The 24,078-nt window shown below is 39.9% G+C and carries 20 protein-coding genes; 6 read left to right on the top strand and 14 right to left on the bottom strand.

What is annotated here, in order from left to right; genetic code table 11:
• The first annotated feature begins 349 nt into the window (after positions 1–349).
• Positions 350–1,075 (top strand): tetratricopeptide repeat protein, encoded by a 726-nt coding sequence (locus A9479_RS17200; protein WP_064664106.1) that lies wholly within the window; start codon positions 350–352, stop codon positions 1,073–1,075.
• Positions 1,076–1,138: 63 nt separating this feature from the next.
• Here A9479_RS17200 and A9479_RS17195 read toward each other — a convergent pair whose 3' ends face one another.
• The 11 genes from A9479_RS17195 to dnaK all read right to left on the bottom strand — a co-directional run bounded on the left by A9479_RS17195 (position 1,139) and on the right by dnaK (position 13,822).
• Entirely contained in the window at positions 1,139–2,557 is a 1,419-nt protein-coding gene (locus A9479_RS17195) for a coniferyl aldehyde dehydrogenase (protein ID WP_064664105.1), read from the bottom strand.
• A 188-nt stretch (positions 2,558–2,745) separates the two neighbouring features.
• Positions 2,746–4,221, bottom strand: a complete 1,476-nt coding sequence (locus tag A9479_RS17190; RefSeq protein ID WP_028834108.1) for an SLC13 family permease — start codon at positions 4,219–4,221, stop codon at positions 2,746–2,748.
• Positions 4,222–4,232: 11 nt separating this feature from the next.
• Positions 4,233–5,189: a porin gene (locus A9479_RS17185; protein WP_028834109.1), complete on the bottom strand. Its 957-nt coding sequence runs from the start codon at positions 5,187–5,189 to the stop codon at positions 4,233–4,235.
• 174 nt (positions 5,190–5,363) lie between these two features.
• Positions 5,364–6,725 carry a sigma-54 dependent transcriptional regulator gene (locus A9479_RS17180; protein WP_064664104.1) on the bottom strand — a complete coding sequence of 454 codons (1,362 nt, stop codon included), beginning with the start codon at positions 6,723–6,725 and terminating at the stop codon, positions 5,364–5,366.
• Positions 6,718–8,409, bottom strand: a complete 1,692-nt coding sequence (locus A9479_RS17175; protein ID WP_231893590.1) for an ATP-binding protein — start codon at positions 8,407–8,409, stop codon at positions 6,718–6,720. Before A9479_RS17175 ends, A9479_RS17180 begins: the two co-directional genes overlap by 8 nt.
• 209 nt (positions 8,410–8,618) lie before the next feature.
• Positions 8,619–8,882, bottom strand: a complete 264-nt coding sequence (locus tag A9479_RS17170) for a hypothetical protein (RefSeq protein ID WP_008112375.1) — start codon at positions 8,880–8,882, stop codon at positions 8,619–8,621.
• A 163-nt stretch (positions 8,883–9,045) separates the two neighbouring features.
• A complete protein-coding gene (locus A9479_RS17165) occupies positions 9,046–9,297 on the bottom strand; it encodes a hypothetical protein (RefSeq protein WP_033104162.1) in 252 nt (83 codons plus the stop codon).
• A 136-nt stretch (positions 9,298–9,433) separates the two neighbouring features.
• A complete protein-coding gene (locus tag A9479_RS17160; RefSeq protein ID WP_008112370.1) occupies positions 9,434–9,802 on the bottom strand; it encodes a response regulator in 369 nt (122 codons plus the stop codon).
• A 182-nt stretch (positions 9,803–9,984) separates the two neighbouring features.
• Complete coding sequence (gene ybaK, locus A9479_RS17155; RefSeq protein ID WP_013463169.1) at positions 9,985–10,446, bottom strand: Cys-tRNA(Pro) deacylase; 462 nt, start codon at positions 10,444–10,446, stop codon at positions 9,985–9,987.
• A gap of 104 nt (positions 10,447–10,550) precedes the next feature.
• On the bottom strand, positions 10,551–11,690 hold the full coding sequence (gene dnaJ / locus A9479_RS17150) for a molecular chaperone DnaJ (protein ID WP_013463168.1): 1,140 nt from the start codon (positions 11,688–11,690) through the stop codon (positions 10,551–10,553).
• 215 nt (positions 11,691–11,905) lie between these two features.
• Positions 11,906–13,822 carry a molecular chaperone DnaK gene (gene dnaK / locus A9479_RS17145; protein WP_013463167.1) on the bottom strand — a complete coding sequence of 639 codons (1,917 nt, stop codon included), beginning with the start codon at positions 13,820–13,822 and terminating at the stop codon, positions 11,906–11,908.
• A 239-nt stretch (positions 13,823–14,061) separates the two neighbouring features.
• On the opposite strand from dnaK, the gene A9479_RS17140 reads away from it, so the two are divergent.
• Entirely contained in the window at positions 14,062–14,871 is an 810-nt protein-coding gene (locus tag A9479_RS17140; RefSeq protein ID WP_008464384.1) for a thioesterase family protein, read from the top strand.
• Here the strand turns inward: A9479_RS17140 and A9479_RS17135 are convergent, their stop codons facing one another.
• Complete coding sequence (locus A9479_RS17135; RefSeq protein WP_064664102.1) at positions 14,872–15,642, bottom strand: ABC transporter substrate-binding protein; 771 nt, start codon at positions 15,640–15,642, stop codon at positions 14,872–14,874.
• A 193-nt stretch (positions 15,643–15,835) separates the two neighbouring features.
• Here A9479_RS17135 and A9479_RS17130 point away from each other — a divergent pair, with 193 nt between their 5' ends.
• Genes A9479_RS17130 through A9479_RS17120 form a run of 3 tightly spaced genes read left to right on the top strand, consistent with a single transcriptional unit; the run spans position 15,836 to position 19,261 of the window.
• On the top strand, positions 15,836–17,005 hold the full coding sequence (locus A9479_RS17130) for a paraquat-inducible protein A (RefSeq protein WP_028834114.1): 1,170 nt from the start codon (positions 15,836–15,838) through the stop codon (positions 17,003–17,005).
• The gene (pqiB, locus tag A9479_RS17125) at positions 16,998–18,653 is read left to right on the top strand and encodes an intermembrane transport protein PqiB (protein WP_064664101.1); all 1,656 of its coding nucleotides are present in this window, start codon (positions 16,998–17,000) and stop codon (positions 18,651–18,653) included. The genes A9479_RS17130 and pqiB overlap by 8 nt, the downstream gene beginning before the upstream one ends.
• The gene (locus tag A9479_RS17120) at positions 18,653–19,261 is read left to right on the top strand and encodes a PqiC family protein (RefSeq protein ID WP_028834116.1); all 609 of its coding nucleotides are present in this window, start codon (positions 18,653–18,655) and stop codon (positions 19,259–19,261) included. Before pqiB ends, A9479_RS17120 begins: the two co-directional genes overlap by 1 nt.
• A gap of 315 nt (positions 19,262–19,576) precedes the next feature.
• On the opposite strand, the gene A9479_RS17115 is transcribed toward A9479_RS17120, so the two are convergent.
• Positions 19,577–20,086 (bottom strand): GNAT family N-acetyltransferase, encoded by a 510-nt coding sequence (locus A9479_RS17115; protein WP_064664100.1) that lies wholly within the window; start codon positions 20,084–20,086, stop codon positions 19,577–19,579.
• A gap of 303 nt (positions 20,087–20,389) precedes the next feature.
• Between A9479_RS17115 and A9479_RS17110 the strand changes: the two genes are divergently transcribed.
• Positions 20,390–21,772, top strand: coding sequence for a Na+/H+ antiporter NhaC family protein (locus A9479_RS17110; RefSeq protein ID WP_028834118.1), 1,383 nt, complete (start codon positions 20,390–20,392; stop codon positions 21,770–21,772).
• Positions 21,773–21,874: 102 nt separating this feature from the next.
• On the opposite strand, the gene A9479_RS17105 is transcribed toward A9479_RS17110, so the two are convergent.
• On the bottom strand, positions 21,875–24,078 hold a 2,204-nt coding region (locus A9479_RS17105; protein WP_064664107.1), incomplete at its 5' end, for an insulinase family protein.

Below are 24,078 nucleotides of genomic sequence, written 5' to 3'. Positions count from 1 at the left end.
GCTTAGTTTTATATTTTTTAAATTATTTAACATTAACAGACCCCGTTTTATGATGCTTTGGTTGCCAAAAATCATCATAAGTAATTATGTAAGCTATTGCTCGCTTTTATTTTTTTCATTTTTCTATAGAATCGCAAGCTAACGCAATTTATATCATGACTATATGCTTAAGTTTAGAATTTTTGAGCTATAGTTAAAGCTACTTGTTAATACGTTTGTATACCTAGGTTATAAACGTTGGCGTTATTAATTTAGCTCATAATTTTTTACCTATCTCTAATAGATTCACTAGGTAAGTTTTACTTTTATGGCGCTTACATAGAACGACAACTAATTTGGAGACATGCTTATGTCACAGTCTAATTTTAAAGCACTGCTACTGGCCGGTATTATGCTCGCTACCCCTCTTGCTCATGCTGGACTAGAAGAAGGGATCAGAGCTGCTAATGCGGGTGAATTTGAAGAAGCACTTAAAGAGTTTAATTATTTAGCTGACAAAGGCTATGCACCGGGTATTTACGAATTAGGTAAGCTATACGAAGGTGGCCATGGCGTTACCCGTGATTATTACAAAGCAGCTGAGCTGTACCAACAAGCCGTAAAGAAAAACCATGTAGATTCAATGTTTGCACTTGCGGTTTTATATGATGAAGGTAATGGCGTTAAATTAGACAAACAAATGGCCATAACCTTATTTGAAAAAGCAGCCAATAAGAACCTTCCCGCAGCACAGTATAACTTAGGTGTAATGTACGCAAATGGCGATGGTGTTAGCCAAGATTATAAAGTCGCCAGAACATGGTATGAAAAAGCCGCTGCTAATAATTATACATTGGCGCAGTTTAATTTAGCACTGATGTATTTTGAAGGCTTAGGAATGCCAAAAAATCTTGAAATGTCGTATGTGTGGAATACCATTGCCGAGTATAACGGCAACATGCAAGCCAGTCACAGCCGTAAACTTGATGAACGTACTATGCTCCCGAAAGAGGTAGCTGAGGCCAAAGAAAAAGCCGATGCAATTTATACCAAAATTTTAGCGGGAACATACGCTGGCGAAGGACGCCTGTTTTAAGTTAGCTATTAAAAAAGCTGAATGAAGTGATTCATTCAGCTTTTTTGTTTTAACCGCTACAGGCTATTTTACATAAAGCCACTTTAGCACTTTGATCAGTAATTTATTTTGTTTAAGTAATAAACCAATGCGCGGGTTAACCGAGCCAGAGACTAAGGTATTTTTTGCATGGCTAAAGGTGAGAAAACCTTCTTTACCATGATAATGCCCCATCCCCGAATGCCCCACGCCACCAAACGGCACATCATCGGCAGCTACTTGTATTAATGTGTCGTTTACCGCAACTGTTCCGCTAAGTGTTTGCTTAATAATGTACTGTTGCGCCTGTTTATCTTGACCTAAAATGTAAAGGGCTAATGGGTGGTCGCGTAATCGAATATAATTAAGCACGTCCTCTAATTTGTCGTAACTCATAATGGGTAAAATGGGACCAAATAGCTCTTCTTGCATTAATGTCATCTCATCTGTTACGTGTGTAACAATATGCAGACCCATACGATGCTTTTCGCCATCTTGCTGGTTTTGTTCAAGCGGTTTAGTAATTTTAGCGCCTTGCTCTTGTGCTTGCTCTAAATAACCTAGCAAACGTTGATAATGTGCAGGGCTAATAATCGAGGTCAGGTTTTTGCCTTCTACGCCTTGCTTAAAGTGTTTTTTATAAAGGGTACAAAGCGCTTTAATGAATTGATGCTCCAATGCTTTAGGAACAAACACGTAGTCAGGCGCTACACATATCTGCCCTGCATTGGCCATTTTTCCAAATAATAAAGCACGCGCGGCTTTATTTACATCGGCTTTTTCTAACACAATAACGGGCGATTTTCCGCCGAGTTCTAATGTTACTGGCGTTAAATTTTTACTGGCCGCAGCCATAACTAACTTGCCAACAGCCGTCGAGCCTGTAAACAGCAAATGCGCAAACGGCAATGATGAAAACTCACTCGCCACGTCGCTGCCACCTTGAATAATTGTGCAGTGTTGCCTTAATTCACCTGCAAATATTTTTTCAATAACGGCATTGGTGTTAGGCGTAAATTCACTGAGCTTTAACATCACCCTGTTACCCGCTGCAATCGCAGTAATAACAGGTACCAATGCTAGTTGAATAGGATAGTTCCATGGTGCAATCACACCCACCACGCCAATAGGCTGATAGGTTACACTGACTTTTGAGGGCCATAAGCTTAACCCCGCACTGCGATGACTAGGCTTAGACCAGCGAGGTAGCTTTTTAATAATATGCGCAAGTCCCTGCATGGTGGGCAAAATATCCCCCACTAAGGTATCGAACGCCGTTCGGTATCCAAAATCTTTAGATACTGCAGCAATCAAGTCTTGCTCTAACGTTACAATGTTAGCGCGTACTTTCTTGAGTAAAGCAAGACGTTGCTCAATGGGTAAATAAGGGGTGTCTTCAAAAGCATGCTTTAGTTCATTAAATTGCGAACGCAAAGATCCTGTAGATAATGTGTCAGTGTTCAAAATAGGCTACCCGATTTATAACGTTTTCAAGACTATAACCTTGTTCTGTTACTCGAGCAATAAAGAGTGATTTTGCAACACGAGGAAAAGGATTGCAAAAACACTCAACAGGTTGGTTGGAACGCATACCGATGCACTGCTTTTGTGTGCATCGGTTATCTGTTTTGTTAGTTGATTAAAGTGGGTTATTAAAAACCAAAAACTTGGGCTGCTATGGTCATTGTTACTAAGGTAATTAAAACAATAGCGACAATATTTAACACAAAGCCAGCACGGATCATGTCTTTCATTTTAATTTCACCCGAGCCAAACACAATCGCATTGGGTGGTGTGGCTACTGGCATCATAAACGCACAACTACACGCAATCGCAGCTGGAATAACCCATACTAACGGACTGCCTGTTACTGACTCAGCAACGGGGCCTAGCAGTGGTAAAAAGCCTGCTGCTGTGGCAGTATTACTGGTTATTTCAGTTAAGAACGTAATCAGCGCAACCACAACAAGAATGCTCATGACTAATGGAATAGTACTCGCCCCTTCAATCATATTGGCTATGTAGTCAGCTAATCCTGATGACTTTATTTGCGAGGCAAGTGTTAATCCGCCACCAAATAAAAGCAACACACCCCACGGCACTTTAGCGGCACTTTCCCAATCTAAAATACGCGCATCGCTGCCTTTATTTGCCGGTAGTACAAACAGTAATAATGCTGCAGCAATAGCAATACCGGTATCTGAAATTTTAAGCCCGGTAACATCGCCTAATAAAGGTCTAAATATCCAACAAATAGCGGCAAGCACAAATACAAACAACACGCCCTTTTCAGCACGTTGCATTAGGCCTAAGTCTTTTAGCTGTGAAGAGAATACCGCTTTAGTATCAATACGCTTATTCGCTTGTACATTCGCATCGACCTTATAAGTGAATTTAGTTAACCAAATCCAGCTGATCAGCAACATACCGAGCGCTAAAGGCACACCAACAATCATCCACTCGGCAAAGCCAATTTCAATCTGATAACTGTCTGATAGATACGCAGCCATTAATGCATTTGGTGGAGTACCGATTAAAGTAGCAATACCGCCAATACTTGCGCCATAAGCAATCGACAGTAAAAGGGCTTTACCGAAACCTTCATTACTAGGATCTGAGCTTTTAACTAAATGGGTAATAGATAAAGCGATAGGTAGCATCATTACTGCTGTGGCCGTGTTAGACATCCACATTGATAAAAATGCAGTCACTAACATCATCGCTAAAATCTGTAAGCTTGGTTTTTTACCTGCATAAAGCATTGTTTTTAATGCAATACGCTTGTGTAATCCCCAACGCTCCATCGCTATTGAGATTAAAAAGCCACCTAAAAATAAAAATATCAGCGGATGCGCATAAGGTGCTGCAACACTTTTTATCGCTGCTATATCAACAATCGGCGAAATCACTAAAGGGAGTAACGCAGTAGCAGGAATAGGCACTACCTCACTCACCCACCACGAGGCCATCCAAAATGCTAAGCCTGCGGTTTTAAACGCTGCCGCCGACATACCTACTGGCGGCTCAACTAAGCAAGTAAGTAGCATGACACATGGACCAAGTAACAATAACAGCCATTGCATAAATGGCTTTTTATTCGCGTTATTTTCTAAAATACGTTTTGTCATTTGTTCAGCCCTTAAAATTTATATTTAAGACCAAGTGCAACACTGCTATCAGCATTTTCTTCTAGGTCAAGGTCAGTGTATAAAAGGTAAGCTGTGGTTTGCTTGTCAAATACATAATCTACACCCGTAGTCCACTGTGAAGCGTCTGAGGTTTGACGTAGTTTTGAATCATCTTTTGCAAATTGTACTTTAGGTACCCATTTGTCTAACTTATAGCTTGCGCTTAGTACATAACCGTTGCCAGACTTAGCGCCGTCAATCGATTCTGAATGCTGGTACAATGCCCCTAATTGTAATTTTTCAAACTTATACACACCCGCAATACGGCTTGCTTTAATGTTATTAAGCGAATCAACATGGCTGATTGAAATAGAGTAAGGTGTTTTATTTAAATTACGGTCGCCGTAAATTAGCGTAGCAGCAAATCCTGCTTCGTTATCTTTGTTGTCATCTTTTGGCGCATAGGTAAATGAAAACTGCGCGTTATGCCAATACTTAGAGGTATAGGTGATGGTATCGCCTAAGCGGTCTTGCCCTGCAATTACTTGAGCAATATCAGCTTGGGTTTCGTTAAAATTATCAAGCTTACCTTCTGAATATTTAAAGCGCGTGTCGTTTCGCCCAACCACCACTTCACCAAAAGCACCTTTTAGACCAAGGTAAGTATTGCGTGCTGCAAAAGGCTCATTGGTGTCGTCGTGTTCAAAACCTTTTACTTGAACTTCGTATTTAAATACCGCGGTAAAATACTCATTTAATTTATGGTCACCTTTAATGCCAATACGCGAAAAAGGGGCATCTATTTGCGTGCCTTCGTCAGCGTAACGCATTATGCCTGTATCGGTGTTAGCAATTTGTACTTCGGCTTTACCATACACTGTGTAGTCTGCAGCAAAAGTGGTTGCAGGTAACGTGGCAGCACTGCATAACGCAGCAAGTACTGAACCTTGGAATATATTGTTTTTCATTATGTGTCCTAATTATGTGATGCTACTTGTTGTCTGCACCTACAAAGCAAGAACATGACCAACTAAAAAATAACAATAATTTTCAGTGATTTAAAAAATAAAGGTTTAAAAGCAAACACTGAAATGTGCGGGTTTCCACACATAAAAAACACTCAATATCACCATTTCCACCCATTAATCGGTGAACATATCTCGATTAAGGTTATATTTACTCATTTTATCGTAGAGGGTTTTACGCGCAATTTGTAAGGTTGTCATGGTGTCTTTAATGCTGCCATGGTTAAGCTCTAGCGCCTCTTCAATTAAGGATTGCTCATAAAAGCTGACCTTTTCGGCTAGGCTCAAATCTAATGATAGCGTGCTGTTGCTTGAGTCACTTTGTGCAAATGCCAGATCGGGGCCTAGCAATACCGCGCGCTCGGCTTGATTTCTCAATTCCCGCACATTGCCAGGCCAATCATGCGCTAGTAAACGTTGTTGTAGTTCTATATTGAGCGCCCCTAACGGTTTATGAAAGCGGGTCGCAGCAATAGAGCTAAAATGTTTAAACAACAGTGGAATATCTGCTTTTCTGTCTCTCAATGCAGGGATGCTGACTTTTACTAAACTAAGTCGGTAATATAAGTCGGCTCTAAACTCACCTTTTTCTACCAGCGAAAGTAAATCGACTTTGGTGGCTGCGACAATACGAATATCAAGCTCTATCGCTTTATTAGCACCCACGGGGGTGACTTTTCGCTCCTCGAGTACCCGCAGTAATTTAACTTGAAGCGATAAAGGAGTGCTTTCAATTTCATCTAAAAAAACGGTGCCGCCTTGAGCAAACTCAAATTTACCTTTGCGATCGTGTGTTGCGCCAGTAAAGGCTCCGCTGATAGCCCCAAACAGTTCGCTTTCTATTAATTGCTCTGGGACTGCGCCACAGTTAATAGCCACAAACTGACAGCTTGAACGGTTACTATGATCGTGTAAATAACGGGCAACCAATTCTTTACCTGTGCCAGTTTCACCTTCAATCAGCACATCAGCTGGTGTATCAATCACCGTGTTGAGTAGGTTCATCATATGCTGCATTTTAAGCGTATCACCTAAAATACGCACACCGGGCGCCGACGTTTTCTCAACCGCGCGCTTCAGCGCTCTGTTTTCCATTACTAAAGCACGTTTATCTGAGGCTCTGGCAATACAATCTAATAAATTTTCGTTCAGTGGTTTTTCAAATAAATCATACGCGCCTAGTTGCATCGCTTTTACCGCAACAGAAACATCAGCATAACCGGTTAAAAATATCACGGGTAGTTCGCTATCAAATGCTTTTACCTGATCAATAAAGGTTAAACCATCCATAGTGGGCATGTTTATGTCACTGAGTACAATGCCACAAAAACTACGATTTAAGCGACTTAAGGCAACACTTGCATCACTGAAACACTGTACCTCATACCCCTCAAGCGTTAATAACTGATTCAATGAATCGCGGATCATCGCTTCATCATCAATAACAATAATCTGTTTGCAAACAACGGCTTCAATCATTTTTAGTGGCCTCTATGCTTGATAAACTAATAATAAATTGCGCACCGCCTTCAGGGCGATTATGTGCAGTTAAGTAACCATTAAATGATTCAATAATTTGCTTTGAAATCGATAAGCCCAGCCCTAAACCGTTACTTGATTTGGTACTATAAAAAGGTTCAAAAATAGACCCCAGTACATGATGCTCAATACCAGGGCCACTATCTAATATAGAAAGCTTAACGCGCTCTTCAAAGCATTCAACATCAAAACTGAGCTCTCTAACTGGCTCACCTTTCATTGCCTGTGATGCATTGGTGATCACATTAACCAGTACTTGTTCAAATTTTAATGCATCGACCCACACCGTGATCTCTTGCGAAAACTGCGGTGCACTCACGTTAACATCGTCTTGTTTAAGTTGCGGATGGGTGATCATCAACGCATTGTTTAATAACGCCGACAGTGGATGAGGTCGCAGTTGCATGGTCGCCGGTTTACTAAAGTGTTTAAGTTGCGCCACTATTTTATGCACCCGCTCTACTAAATTCTCAATAATGATTAAGTTTTCATTTAATGCGTTGAGCTTTCCCTTTTTTAGGAAAATTTTAGCACTGGCTAAATAGGTGTTCATTGCGCTGAGCGGTTGGTTAATTTCGTGATTAATGCCCGCACTCAATTGCCCAATAGTGGCTAATTTTGCCGACTGTACTAATGCGGTTTGGGCTTTTTCGAGTGCTTGGGTACGCTCTAGTACTTCGAGCTCTAAACTGTGACGCGAATACAGTAATTTTTTATACCCGGCAAAGCGTGCCAATAAGCTATATCCAACAAAAATAAACACCCAATAAAACAACACTAGCCATAACAATCTAGGCACCTGTAAGGCGTTAATACTTGAAATATCAACAAGCACTGTCATGGTTGCATTCAGATGAGTTAAGGGTCTTGAGGCGGCAACGTATTCATCTTTAGCAATTTTAAATTGCTCAATGCCTTGGCTTTTGTAGCGCTGTTGTTTAATTTGTAGCGGTTGATGATCTAAGTAAGCACGGCGCTGTTTAATATCACGACGCGCGGTAATATCAAGCTCTGTAAAACTATTTAAACGCCATGCGGGTTCATCCGACATGGCAATAATATTATCGGCAAGTTGCAAATAAAAATGGCTTCCTTTTGAGGTATTTAAAAGCGAACGATCGTTTTCAAATTTAGCGACATTAATTTTAAGCGCCACCACGCCAATGGCTTTTCCATCTAGGTAAATAGCTTGGGAAAAATAAATTCCGCGCTCTTTTGAGCGCTGACCAAGTGCAAAGTATGCGACCTTTTCACCGGCAAACGCTTGTTTAAAATAAGGTCTAAATGCAAAGTTACTACCTAAAAATGTATAGTCGGTTTGCCAGTTACTACTGGCAATAACATCGCCATGAGTATCTAGTATGTATACATCTGAGGCACCACTGGCTTGTTGAATATCAGCAAGGTAATTGTTAATTGCATTAAAGTGTTGTGATTCATTATTAGTAAAACGAATCAATACGTTATTTTCAGTTAGCAGCTGAGGGATAGCCGCAAATCGAGCGAGTTCGTTATCGATATAATTATTTAATTGGATAACTTGTTGATCAGCTTGAATTTTGGCTTGCCCTAAATCATAAGCACGACCAAACGAAAAGGTGACCACCAATAATAGTACTAACAATATACAGGCAAAAATAATTTTTTTGGGATGGAGAACATAAACGCCTATGACAACTATGATGCCAATAATAAGTAATAGCCAATATTGTAACGAGTTATCCCCCTTTGCAGAAGAAACTTTTTGTTAACAATTGTACTGAAACTAAAAAACCGTGAAATATTACATTCCACGGTTTAATCACCTTTTAAGGTGTGCTGTTTTAGCTTAATTTACGCTTTTGCAACGACAGGTTTGTCTTTAAAGTATTTGTATAAGCCAATTAATGAGGCTGCAATCCAAAATATTTCAATCACAAAGCTTGCTAAGTTAAAGTTATAACAAAGGCTAATAAGTAACAAAATAGCGCCACTTAAATTCATTAAGTTATACGTTAAACTTTTAGGTGAAACTTTATTTAGTTGCAGCAAAAAAAATGAACCAACCACTAAAAAAGTGCCACTCATACCAACAATATCAAATAAAAGTGCGATCACACGTCTATCCTTTTCCATTTTAAAACCCAACTGACTGGCCCAATCCATGGGGAGGGTTTTTTTCAATCATTGAAACAGCAAAACCAGCGAAGTTTACCAGTGCAAAAAAAGCAAACAAGGGCTTATGTCCGCCCCTCACTACTTTAGACTATAAACAAAACGTTTATTTAAACGTGACTTTACCACCAATCATTTTATAGGCAGGGGTCCCTTTTATAATTGTGGGGCGGGCAAAAGGTCGTTCACAGCCTGGGCATACGCATTCAGTATGGGTGTGATCTTGGGTTATTCTTTCTATAAAACATTTTACTAAAGCACCTTTGCCACCTTTACGGTATTTGAATAACGGTGCCTTACACGCAGAACAAAATATATCGACCGTTTTTGTAGGCCCTTTTTTATTGGGCTTAGCCATACTTCCTCAATAATTACTTTACGATTAGTTAATAGCATAATGCTATCACATCAGTGGTAGAAAATAATGAACGGCTGTTGCGCTAATACATTTTTTAAACAGTCGATAGATAACTCTACTTTATAAACGATTAGCTTTAGGCTTTTATCGATAAACGGGTTAATTGAGCTGATAACACATTCATATTAAAAGGCTTTACGATAAACCCTGACACTTTAGCATTAATCGCTTTTTTGACAGTCGAAGAACTATCTTCACAGGTCACCATAAGTACAGGAAGGTTTTTCAGCTCGGCATCTTTTCTAATATTATCAAGTAAAGTAATGCCATCCATTTTAGGCATATGAAGATCTGTTATAACCAAATCAAACATTTGATTTTGCAGTATGTTTAATGCTTGAAGCCCATCTGTGGCTTCAACAATATCTTTATAATCTAACTGCCTTAACATATTAATTAATACATGACGCATTAACGGCATATCATCAACAACAAGTATTTTCATGCGTATGTTTTACCAAAATAGCTGCGAGCAAATTTTCATTAAAACAAAGTAAAGGCGTCACGCCAATCTAAAAGGTATTAACAAAAACGTGTTATGTGTAGTAACAACATTAGTTAACAATACCTATTGCCGCAAGTAATCAGATGGATACTTATATCCCCTTATTTTAGCTAAACAAAAGTTTAAAAAACTGCAAACGAAGCTTGAGTTATATGTGCTAAGCTTTTTGCACTTAGTGTTACTTCTAACCCTCGTTTTCCGGCACTAACATATATCATTTCAAAATCTAACGCACTGGAGTGTATGTATGTTTTTAGCCGTTTTTTTTGGCCAAGGGGGCTTACTCCTCCCAAAATATAACCGGTACTCGCCTGCACTTTTTGTGGGTCTGCCATCATCACTTTTTTTACTGTACAAAGCTTCGCAAGCTGTTTTAAATTAACCTGCTGAGTGACGGGAGTCACCGCTACAATAAGCTGTTGCTCTGAGGTTTCAAGCACTAGGGTTTTAAATACTTGGGCGCTATTTAGATTTAGCTTTTCAACCGCTTCGAGGCCGTAATTAGTATTGTTTATATCGTGCTCGTAACTAAGTATGTCAAACTTAATATCGCTTTTTTTTAGCTGCTCTATAGCGGGGGTCATCTGATAAAGTCCAAAATAAATTTCCCTAATAATTTAGCACATTAAACATAAAAAAACGGCGCTAAAAAAGCGCCGTTTATATTAGGGTCTATTGATCCGACTAATTACTTAGTTAAGTCATCAAAAAACTTTTTAACCCCATCAAAAAAGCCTTGCTCTTTAGGGCGGTTTTTTGAGCTGTCTTTGCCCATACTTTCATCTAATTCTTTAAGTAAGTCACGTTGACGCTCGTTTAAATTAACTGGCGTTTCAATCACAACCTTACAAATTAAATCGCCTTGAGCGCCACTGCGTACTGACTTAACACCTTTGCCACGCATACGGAACATTTTGCCCGTTTGTGTTTCTGACGGTATTTTAAGCTTTGCACGCCCATCAAGCGTTGGCACTTCAATTTCACCGCCAAGGCCTGCGGTGGTAAAGCTTATTGGTACTTCACAATATAAATTATTAGCTTCACGAACAAATATTTTGTGTTCACGAACAGATACTTGCACATACAAGTCACCTGCTGGTGCACCATGCATGCCTGCTTCGCCTTCACCTGATAAGCGAATACGATCGCCAGTATCTACGCCTGCCGGGATTTTAACCGATAGCGTTTTAGTTTTTTCTACACGGCCTTGCCCATGACATTTATTACAAGGATCTGAAATGATCTGACCTTGTCCATGACACGTCGGACAGGTTTGCTGCACGGCAAAAAAACCTTGGCGCATTTGTACTTGGCCTGCACCATGACAGGTTGTACATGTCTTTGGCTTTGAACCCGCTTTAGCACCACTGCCATCACATGGTTCACAACTAACCCAAGTAGGCACTTTAATCTCAACGTCTTTACCACGAACCGCTTCTTCTAAGCTTAAGTCCATGTTGTAACGTAAATCTGAGCCACGTTGCTGGCGTGATTGACGTCGACCACCGCCGCCACCAAAAATATCACCAAATACGTCACCAAAAATATCACCAAAATCACCTTGGCCGCCGCCAAAGCCACCGTGACCACCGCCACCACCTTGTTCGAAGGCTGCATGGCCGTATTGGTCATACATTTGACGCTTTTGCGCATCAGTCAGTATTTCGTAAGCTTCTTTAACTTCCTTGAATTTAGTTTCAAGGTCTTTATCACCGGCGGTACGATCGGGGTGATATTTCATCGCTAAGCGTTTATACGCTTTTTTTATGTCTCGCTCACTCGCATCTTTGCTTACGCCGAGGACTTCGTAATAATCGCGTTTTGACATATCTATCACACTACTCTTTTCTATTTACAGCGTTAGCTGCTGGACAAACCGATAAATCATATCGATTTATCATTGAATTTTTAAAGCGTTTTATTCACTTCTCTTTACATGCAAAAGGCGCGTTAAGCTTTAGCCTACGCGCCTCATGTGTTCATCCTAACTCAAACACTTGATTTGGTCATGTGTTTTAAATTAGCGAGAAGCGTTAGCAACAATTACTTGTCGTCTTTAACTTCTTCGAACTCTGCATCAACAACATCGTCATCTTGTTTAGCTGACTGTTGTTGTTCACCAGCGTCACCACCAGCTTGTTGTGCTTTAGCTTGAGCGATTTCCATTAGCTTTTGAGACTTTTCAGCAAGCGCTTGCGTTTTCGCTTCAATCTCTGCTTTGTCATCACTCTTAATTGCTGCTTCTAGGTCAACAACAGCCGCTTCAATCGCGTCTTTGTCTTCGCTTGGCAGAGCATCACCCGCTTCTTCAATTTGCTTACGTGTACCGTGAACAAGTGCATCAGCTTGGTTACGTGCAGCTACTAACTCTTCAAACTTTTTATCGTCTTCAGCGTGCGCTTCTGCATCACGAACCATTTTTTCAACTTCTTCATCGCTTAAGCCAGAAGATGCTTGAATAGTGATTTTTTGCTCTTTACCTGTATCTTTATCTTTTGCAGATACATGTAAGATACCATCGGCATCAACATCGAATGTTACTTCGATTTGTGGCGTACCACGTTGTGCTGGGCGAATGCCTTCTAGGTTAAATTGACCTAGCGATTTGTTATCACTTGAACGTTTACGCTCACCTTGTAACACATGAATGGTTACTGCAGATTGATTATCTTCTGCTGTTGAGAATGTTTGCGATTTCTTAGTAGGAATCGTGGTGTTTTTCTCAATCAGTGCTGTCATTACTGACCCCATCGTCTCAATACCTAGAGATAATGGTGATACGTCTAGTAATAGTACGTCTTTCACGTCACCTGCAAGTACACCACCTTGAATCGCAGCACCCACAGCTACCGCTTCATCAGGGTTAACGTCTTTACGTGGTTCTTTACCAAAGAATTCAGCAACTGTTCTTTGAACAAGTGGCATACGCGTTTGACCACCCACTAAAATGATATCGTTGATATCGTTCACAGACAGGTCAGCATCAGCTAGTGCGCGTTTAAGCGGTTCAATCGACTTAGTCACTAAGTCTTCAACCAGTGACTCAAGCTTAGCACGTGTTAATTTCACGTTCATGTGCTTAGGACCTGATGCATCAGCGGTTACGTACGGAAGGTTAACTTCTGTAGATTGTGCTGATGAAAGCTCAATTTTTGCTTTCTCTGCTGCTTCTTTAACACGTTGCATAGCAAGCGGATCATTTTGTAAATCGATACCTTGATCTTTCTTGAATTCAGCAACTAAGTAGTTGATTACACGGTTATCAAAATCTTCACCACCTAAGTGAGTGTCACCATTTGTCGCAAGTACTTCAAATGTGTGCTCGCCTTCAACTTCATCAATTTCAATGATTGATAAATCGAAAGTACCACCACCTAAGTCGTATACCGCTACTACGTTTTCGCCACGGTTTTTATCCATACCGTATGCAAGGGCTGCAGCTGTTGGCTCATTGATAATACGTTTTACTTCAAGACCCGCAATACGGCCCGCATCTTTTGTAGCTTGACGTTGTGAATCGTTAAAGTATGCCGGTACTGTGATTACCGCTTCAGTTACTTCTTCACCTAAGAAGTCTTCAGCCGTTTTCTTCATTTTTTTCAGTACTTCAGCAGAAATTTGTGGTGCAGCGCGTTTTTCACCGCCTGCTTCTACCCATGCATCGCCATTATCTGCTTTGATAATTTTGAAAGGCATGATGCCGATATCACGTTGTACTTCTTCGTCTTCAAAGCGACGACCAATTAAACGTTTGATTGCAAATAACGTGTTTGTTGGGTTAGTTACCGCTTGACGTTTTGCAGGTTGACCTACTAACGTTTCACCGTCTTGCGTATAAGCAATAATAGACGGGGTTGTGCGATCGCCTTCCGCATTTTCAATAACACGTGCTTTGTCACCATCAAGTACTGCAACACAAGAGTTAGTAGTACCTAAATCGATTCCAATAATTCTACCCATGAATCTTCTCCAACTTCTAAATTCGTTAATACATTCGATGACTAGTTAATAGGGATGCCACAAACTTAATTCAACTGTAAAAATGAAAAAAAACGCATTTTTTTTAATTTATTTACTAAATAACCCTAAAAAGAGTAGGGATTGCTCATTTTTTGTAATTTGGGAGCTTATTTATTGTCTGGTCTGATGAGTTTGGGTGTGATATAAATTCAGCAAATAACAGCAAAAGGACATTATTTGTGCACTTTGAACAATTATTAAAACAAGCAGCCCAAGCGAGTCAGGAAACTGACCCGTTAACCAATACCATGCAGTTTCCTGCTAACTGGTGCCAAGGTCGTACTGCTTTTGGTGGCCTCTCTGCTGCGCTACTTTATCAAGCAATGCGCAATAAAGTTGATTCATCAAGAAGACTGCTTTCTTTAAGTACAAACTTTGTAGGGCCATTATTGGCTGAAAAACCGTTTTCTTTATCGGTAGAAATATTACGTGAAGGTAAAAGCAGTACCCAAGTGCTCGCCAAAGCGATTCAAGATGATGCGGTGTGTGTCATCGTGCAGGCCTGTTTTGCAAAAAATCGTAACTCATCAATTAATGTGCCAGTATCAAAGTCGTTAACCTTACACCCTGTAAACGAAGGCCATTGTTTAGGCTTTGTACCTGGGAAAATGCCAGAATTTTTTCAGCATGTTGATTTATGCCCGCAACAAGGCGCCATGCCGTTTAGTAGTGCGCAAACCTCTCACCTTGGTGGTTGGATGCGATTTAAACACACGCCTGAAGAAATTACAGAAGCTCATGTTATTGCCCTTACCGACGCATGGCCGCCAACATTACTACAAATGTTTAAGCAACCTGCACCGGCTAGTAGCATGTCGTGGTATTTAGAATTTGTACAAGCGCCTAATTTAGTGCCAGGTGAATGGTTGGGTTTTGAAGCAATCACTCATCATTCAAAAGATGGCTATGGCTTAGAAGATGGCTGTATTTGGTCGCAATCCGGTGAGCTTATTGCACTCACCCGCCAAACGGTTGCCTTATTTGATTAATTAAAGAGCAGTGAAGTCGCGCTGGGTATATTGCTTATCTAAGTTAAGCATTATGGTGCGATATTCACCGCTTTGAATTATATTTGCTAAGCCTTTGTCAAACTGCTGTCTCAGCAAATCATTGTTAAAATACGCAGGCCTTGCCGCAGGTGGAAAAATAGCATGAATAACAAAATCTTTAGTGGCATTAGTTTTTTGATATTCCTTTAAATAGTGAAGAAATATACGTCTATCGAGAATAATCGTATCAACCCACCCTGCCATTAAATGATGTATCTGCGCTTGTTGATTGAATACTTCTTCATAGCCTCTCAAGTTCTCTAAGTTGTGACCAAATTCTTTGGGTAAATAAGCAGGCGCATTTTGAAATGCTAAAACACTTTTAGTCGCCAGATCGTAAATACTATTAATAGTGAAGTTACTCTTTTTAAGACTCACCACCACATTCTCATAATTAACAACCGATTGGCTTCGATATATGCCAGCAATTAAAATACCCGAGTAATTTAATGCAATATCAACATGGCCTTGGTTCAATAAAGCATCTGCACGCTGATTTGACATGTAATGTACATCAACCTCATTTATGTCTTGATTGTTAAGTGCTGCCTTTACAATCTCGAGCTGAATACCTGAATCATTTTCACTTATTACATAAGGCGCAACAGTAGGGTTAGCCGCAATAATAACTCGTTGCTGCTTAATATCATTAACAAATGCAAAACTATCACCACATAAACACACTAAGGCCAATAAAAATACAACTTTCACTCTTTCACCTAATCCGTTTTTATTTTCAGTTATTGGGGTTACTTTTCTTTAGTAATTTAGCCGTAGCGTTTGTATTTAACTATTATTTATAGCAATATTTAAATTATTGAATTAATTATAAGCTAACATTTTGCAAACTGCCTGCCCAAGCTGTGATCTTATCATTGATATTCCCGAGATTAATGCCAAACAAGTGGCATTGTGCCCACGCTGTAGCCATAAAGTCCGCGGTATTAATATAAACCATGACACTGAAATAGTCGCACTGAGTTTAAGCGCATTATTAATGTTGCTCAGCAGTATGTTTTATCCGTTTATCTCTTTTAGTAGTAATGGCATTACCCAAACTATTACTCTGCCCGACGCAGCACGGATTTTATTTAACTATGATAGTGACTTACTCGGCCTATTTATTGATATCAGCATTATTATTCTGCCTATGAGTTTGCTGATTATTTTGATCCCTTTGCATTTAGGCGCACTCAAAGCACTGCCGCAAGCAGTTGCAAGAAAACTATTAAAATTCACTTTAACGCTAGAGCCTTGGATCATGTCAGAAATATTTCTGATTGGTGTTTTAGTTAGCATGGTAAAAATAATGTCATTGGCTGAGGTTAGCTTTGGTATCAGTTTTTTTGCTTATGTGGGATTTGTTATTTTTTATGTTAGTGCATTAACGCGTTTAAATCGTGCTAGGCTGTGGTCACAAGTAAGCCCTGCCACTACACTTCAAAATACTTCAAACGCTGAGCGGGCTATTGATGAGAATATAAAAGCCTGCCATGTTTGCCATCAACTGAGCGTTGAATCAATCTGTCCTCGTTGCCATAGTAAAACGTATTTAAGAAACCCCAACAGCGTACAAAAAGCGGCTGCATGGTTAGTTACTTCTCTGATTTGTTATATTCCTGCGAATTTACTGCCCATTATGTACACCATCAGCCTAGGGGATGAAACACCTGCAACCCTTATTTCGGGTGTTATTACGTTATGGAGTAGCGGCTCGTACCCTATTGCAATTATTATATTTTTTGCCAGTGTAGTGGTACCGTTAGCCAAAGCGCTTATTTTGAGCTTTTTGTGCTTTATGGTTACAAAACCCGCCAACCTGCATACAAAAGGTTACACAAAAGTGTATCAACTTACTGAATTTATAGGTAAATGGTCTATGATTGATGTGTTTGTTGTGGCTATATTAGTTGCACTGGTGCAGCTAGGAAACTTAATGTCGGTTACACCAGGTTTGGGCATCGTCTTTTTTACCGTTATGGTATTATGCCAAATGATGGCGGCACACGCATTTGACCCTCGCCTACTGTGGGACTCACCAAAAATAATAACGCAGAGAATAAAGCATGACTAAAACAGCTAACGTAGCACAAAAATCAAGTATTTCTGCAATTTGGATTATTCCTGTGGTTGCCTTATTTGTTGGTGTTTGGATGCTTTATCAGTATCAATTAAATAAAGGGCAAACAATCTACATCACTATGCCCCAAGCCGAGGGGATTATTGCTGGTAAAACAGAAATAAAAGTGCGAAGTGTTAAAATAGGTCAAATTGATCACGTCCGTCTTTCTGATAGCCAAGACAGTGTAATTGCCCGAGCACAAATAGATAAAAACTATGATAATTTACTCACCGAAGATGCCAGTATTTGGGTAGTAAAGCCACGCATTGATGAAACTGGGATCAGTGGTATGAGTACCCTACTTTCAGGGGTTTATTTAGAGTTTTCACCGGGAGAAAGTAACCGACTTAAAAAGCGCTTTACCCTGCAAGAAGAGCCCGCATTAATTGGTAAAGATGTTAAAGGTGGACGCTTTAAGTTACTCAGTTACAATGCTGAGGTACTTGATGTGAGTACTGGTATATTTTTTAAAAACTACAAAATAGGCCAAATAGAAACCGCCACCTTTGATTGGAAAAACCAAGCAATGCAATACGGTATTTTTATTAAAGCCCCCTATGAGAACCTGATCACTTTAAACTCTATTTTTTGGGTTAACTCAGGTATTGAGATAGATCTTTCTGCTGATGGCATAAATATTAATACCGGTTCACTAAGCAAATTATTAAAAGGCGGTATTTCTGTTGGCTTACCTGATCAGCAAGCCCCTGGCGATTTAGCACAAGATGGCCATAGCTTTTCTTTGAGTCAAAGTTATAAGCAAGCTTTAGAAGAGCGTTTTTATGATTTTGATTATTACCTTATTGAATTCGAACAATCGATTAGAGGACTCCGTGTTGGTGCGCCAGTTGAGTATAGAGGTACTCGCGTCGGCACAGTGGTTGAAGCGCCCGCCAATGTAATTATAGATGGGAAACCGGCTCATTTTCGCGCTAAAAATACCGCAGTTCCGGTATTGATAAAAGTAGAATATGGTCGTTTATACCATATCACCTCGGTAGCAAAAGAGTATTGGGAAACAAGCGTTAACGAGTGGATTGAAAATGGCATGAGAGCGTCACTTAAACCGGGTAATTTGCTAACCGGTGCAGTTTACGTCGATTTTGACTTTTATACCGACACCCCAAAAAGCGAGCTTAAAAAACTTGCTCAATACGATGTGTTTCCTAGTGTATCGAGCGGTATAACGGTGCTTGCCGATCAAGTATCGGATGTACTTAATAAAGTGAATAATTTAAAAATTGAAGACAGTTTAGCCAAAATGCAAACTACGTTTAGCGAGTATCAAGCTCTGGCCAGTGAGATGCGCACGTTATTAAATAAGCCCGATACACAAAATTTACCGGGCGACTTTAATCGTAATCTCGAAAAAATAACCAAAAGTATGGAACAATTTGAAATAACCATGCGCCAGTTTGATAAAACCATGGCAAGCTATCAAGCAGGCTCTCAAATGCACTACCAACTTGAGCAAACACTGTTACAAATTAAACGTTTAACAGAAGAGTTTCAGCCTCTTACTCGTGGCTTAAACGAGCAACCTAATATGCTTATTTTTGACAAATCACTACCTAACGATCCACAACCGAGGAAGCAATAATGAAGGCACTATTTTTACTTTTAACGGGTGTGATCTTTATCAGTGGTTGCAGCTCTGCTATTCAAACAACAATTCAGTATTACCAATTTGAGCAGCCCATTAATGACTCTTCGCGAAATGTGCAAGATACACAGGCACAACTGCGCGTGCAAACAGTCACCCTAAGAGGCGCATTGAATAATCGGGGTATTGCTATGAAAGTAGATAGTAATCAAATCCATGCTGCTAATTATCATCTATGGGGTGAGTCGCCAGATGTTATGCTCAGTGCCAGCGCGCAGCAAACATTATTTAATACCATGACAAACTGGATGGTTATTAAAGGCTTACCCGTTATTACTGACCAACAGCAACAAACATTTTACGAATTAGAATACGAACTACACCACTTTAACGGTGATCTGCAAGGTAATGCAGATATTTCAGGGCTATGGCGTTTATACTACACTCACCCAGAATCGGGTAGGCGTTTACTAAGCATCCATAATTTTTCATCTGTTATGCCAATCGATGATGATGGCTATGATTCATTGGTGGCTACTCTTGAAAAAATGTGGCAACAAATCAACATCCTTGCGGCAAAAGAAATTGAAAAAGCGCGAATTTAATTTCGCTCTGTATTAGGGTCTGTTGACCTTTAAAGGTTGAATTTGCAGCAGACTGTTTGGTATTTAGGCAAGGCAGAGCCTATGCGGTGTGGTTATTCCCCATAAATAGGCGATAACGCAGCATCAATGCCAAACAGGCGCTGCCCTTCGGGTTCTACCTAGGAGCGATTTACTCTTTGTTGCCTAAATGGATGTAGGTAAGGGGCGTGAGCAGGACGCGGAAGCTTTGCTCGGTTTTGACTTAGCCCACTAGGTTACAAACCTCGCGCCGCGATTAAACCGCTCCTAATTTGAACAAGTTGTAATCCGCAAAGATCAACAGACCCTAAGTAAATATACATCTACCGCAATGTTAGTGCTTTCTATGATCACTTGACCTTGGGTTTTAAAACCGAGCTTTTGTAATACATTTTTTGAGGCGCGGTTATCATTGCGGGTGATCGCCGTAACCTGGTTAATCCCCAAGTTTTTTCTATGGCTTATCAAGGTATTTGCCGCTTCAAAAATATAGCCCTTTTTTTCAAAACCGTCTTTTAGCGCAAACCCTAAGTCGGGATATTGCAGAACAGCTCGCTGATAAAACCCAACAATACCAACTAGTGTTTCATCATGTAATGCGATTATATAAGGCCCAAAGCCATGCTGCTTATGGGCAGATATAAAACTGTCTTTGATGTATTTTTTAGCGTCGTCTAAGGTATAAATACCTTTATCACCAATGTATTTAGTGAAATTAGCCTGATTAACCAACTTAAGTAACTCCGCCGCATCTGCTATTTGTGCGAAGCGAATGTGTAAGCGCTCTGTTGTAAAAGCAATATTCAAAATAACTCCTGATAATATTTTTCACGACCCGATATTTTTTTATTGACTGAAATAAAAAAGAAGATTATTTTTGCGCCGATGTTTTTAAAGGCACAACAATAGCGGCATGCATTCCTTGCGCCGTCTGGCGCCAAAGCCAACGCGTTTCACTAAAACTATTAATTCAACATAATTTTTTAAGTGCCCTCCACGCGTGCAAAAGCAGTGACTTGGAAAATGATTTAACAACAAACTTATCATCTTCTTTGTTTTTGTATAAGCAGTTTACTTTTTAAATCTGCTTTTAATTTTGTGATCTTATAAATGCTTGAACCTTCTGCGTTAACTCTACTGCCGCCTGTGGTAGTGGTTGTATTGGCTGTTGTTTTACGCCGCCCTATTTTATCGTTACTGATTGGTGCATTAGTTGGCCTTGTTTTAGCTGACCCTAGCAAAGTTCTCTCAAATTTTGCCAGCACATCACTCAAAGTAATGACAGATGAAACCATTGGTTGGTTAATACTTGTGTGTGGCGGCTTTGGTGCGCTTATTGCCTTATTAGTGCGCACTGGAGGGGCTTCTGCGTTTGGTAGTTTGGCTTTAAAGTACACCCGAGGTAAACGATCCTCCTTATTTATGACCTTTTGTTTGGGTGTCGTGATATTTATTGACGATTATTTAAACGCGCTTACCGTGGGTGAAACCATGAAGCGGATCACCGACAAATTTAAAGTGAGTCGTGAAATGCTCGCTTACGTTGTTGATTCAACGGCAGCGCCTATTTGTGTACTCGTCCCTTTGTCAACGTGGGCTGTATTTTTTGGTGGCCTGTTAGTCGATAACGGCATTGCAGAAGAAGGCAAAGGCATTGCCGTTTATATTCAAGCCATTCCGTACATGTTTTATGCCTGGTTTGCGGTGTTGACTGTGGTGCTGGTTATTGCCGGCGTGATCCCTACTTTTGGCCCCATGAAAAAAGCCGAGCAACAGGCGCTAACTCACGCTCCTACTTTAGAGCCTGCGATTTATACTCAAGTACAAACCGCCGATGAATATGCAGTAAAAGCAGCGGAAGAACACTTTGAAGATGCGGATCCTAAAGGTAAGTTATATAACTTTTTGTTGCCGATTATTTTATTAGTCGCATTTACCGTATATTTTGAAATAGATGTGTACAAAGGTCTATTAGCGACAATGGCTGTCACTTTGCCATTTTATGCGTTACAAAAATTAATGAGCTTTAGCGAAATGATTGAGCGTATGCTGGATGGTTTTAAAAGTATGATCCCCGCAATTGGAACCGTGATTGCCGCCTTTATTTTTAAAGATGTATGCGACTTAATTGGCTTGCCACAATTTGTGATTGGCAGCTTAAGCCCGTATATGACCGCTGGCTATTTACCTGCGGTGGTATTTATTGCGATGTCGATATTAGCGTTTGCGACGGGTTCAAGTTGGGGGATTTTTGCGGTTTCAATTCCTATTGTCATGCCCCTTGCGACGGCGGTTGATGCAAATATTCCATTGGTGATTGGCGCATTGCTTTCAGCGTCTTCATTTGGTAGCCAAGCCTGTTTTTACTCTGATTCAACCGTACTAGCAGCACAAGGCTCTGGCTGTAATTTGATCAGTCATGCTGTAACGCAATTACCTTATACCTTAATTGCTGCAGGCTTTGCCATCATTGGCTTTTTACTTATGGCCTAACATGGCAATGGTAGCCATTTTACTAAAACCATAATTAACGCCGTTAAAACAAAACCCAGTCAACAATGGCTGGGTTTTGTTTGGTTTTTGAGTAATTTCAACTTACTTTTGCAATTTTATATCGCTGTAGTAAGCATCTAAACTCGTCACTTTAGTTTGGTTTGGCAAATCAGCAAACTCGCTATCACTAAACTTACTGCCACGTAATTGCACATTTAAGCGTGCTGCTTGTGGATTTAACATGGTTTGCTGGTAGTAGTCTTTAATATCAGCAAGGGTGACCTTTTCTACTTCGGCAATTAGCTTTTGTTTTGAATCAAAATCAAAGTTTTCACGGTACCAATCGTTAATCAATGGACTCATTTCGTCGCTTAAATTCTTTGGCTGTTCTTTTAACGAGACCAACGTTGCATTTTTAAGCTGTGCAAATGTCTCTTCACTCATGGCATTAAGCTCTAAAGCGTACTCTTTTTTGAACTTATCAAAGCGTACTTGAATTTCTTTTGGTCCTTTAACCGGTGTTTGAATAAACAAACCAATACCAGAGTAATCCTCAATAGGACGCGCTAATGCCCCTACCGCATAAGCTAGTTGCTCTTCGGTACGCATTTTGTCAAACGCGATTGTTCTAAAGTGCCCTTGTAAAACCGCCGCCTGCGCTTTTTGTTTATAACCTGGCGTTGGGTGAATGGTCATATCGACAACGGCTACATCGGCTACATCAATATCTTTGTGTAATACGCGCGCTTCACCTTGTTGTGGTAACCAGGCTTTACTGCGAGCAAACTCAGATTTTGTATGATTATTTGGTAAAATAGCCGTTAATTCAGCAGCAATGGCATCAATATCTTTTTGGTTATAGTTGCCATAGCTAAATACGCGTAAGTTATTATTCGCTAATGTGCTTTGCTTTAATGCTTGTAAATCAGCGAGTGTCAGTGATTGAGCTGCCTTAATAAGCGCGTCAGTATCAAAACTACCGGTTCGAGTCAGTTTTGAATATTCACTAAACGCTTGTGCATACGGGAACTGTTTTTGCTGATTGAGTAAATCACGTTGATAACGGTCAATCGCTTGATTAAATGCTTGCGCTGAAATTTTATCGTCAAATCCAGCTAACGCTTGTTTAAGTAAGGTATCTTGTTTATCGGTAAAACCACTTAATGATAAAACTAAGCCATTGCTTGAGCTTAAATTAACATTCATACCGGCAATAGCCGCTTCGGTTCGTAGCTGACTTAATTGAGTGTTATATAAATCTGCCCACACAGAATAAAGGACGGTTGAATTAATATCACGCAACCCTGTTTGTGTGTTGATATACACCTCAACTAAACCTTTGGGTTGCTCTGCAAACTGCTGGCTTGCTTGGCGCCAAATTTTTACACCGTTTTTATCATAACTAAGTTCTGGGTGTTTTTGCTCTTTAAAGGCCTGCGTTTTAATTGCAAAACTCTCTGGCAGTAAGTTGTTAACACTTGGTAAGGCTAAATTAAATTCACTTGGTTTTTCCCAGCTGGCAATTTCTGCGTCGCTAATATCACTAATTCGGTATTTACCATCATAAAAATGTAATTGTGAATCAGTATCTTCTTGTTGAGAAATATACCAAACACGTAAGGTATCTGCGTTAAGTTGTTTTAGTACATTATTAACCGCATCAGCATCAAACTTAGCGTAGTAGTATGGTGCGTTTATCGCGTGATTTAACGGGTAATCTTGCATGCTTTGAGTCAGCGCACTGACGTAGTTAAACTCATCACCTTTTTCTAAAAATTTAAACTGATTATTTAAAGAGGTGCGAATTTCATTAAAGTACTTACTATTAACACCTTCACGTTTAATTAAATCAATATATTGCATAATAGTCGCAACAATGGCTTCGCGGTTTTTCATGCCCTCATCAGTCAGCTCTATGTTCACATTTAAAGAGCCATAGTTACCATATTGATTTGGTGAAGCAGACGCTGATAACTGCGATACCCAGCCTTTATCACGTAATATTTGTGCTGGGCTACCTGGCATTTCATTGCTAAGTAAATAGGCAACAAAACGATTAGGTTTTACTGCAAATTCAGTTTGATTATTAGTGATTGTAAAGTCGAGCTGTAATTGTTTAACGTCTTCGTTTGGCGAGTAAAAAACACGTTTACCACCGGCATTATCAAAATCTAGCTTGGCTGATACTTTTGGCTTTTCAATATTTTTATTTTTAATATCAGCGAAGTATTTTTCTGCTTTTTTCTGCATTTCTTCAAGCGGTAAATTAGAAATTAACGCCACTTTCATAATATTTGATGAATAAT

Source organism: Pseudoalteromonas sp. MQS005 (genome assembly GCF_001661605.1).
In the GTDB taxonomy this organism is placed as follows: domain Bacteria; phylum Pseudomonadota; class Gammaproteobacteria; order Enterobacterales; family Alteromonadaceae; genus Pseudoalteromonas; species Pseudoalteromonas tetraodonis.
This window is presented reverse-complemented; position numbering and strand designations above follow the sequence as displayed.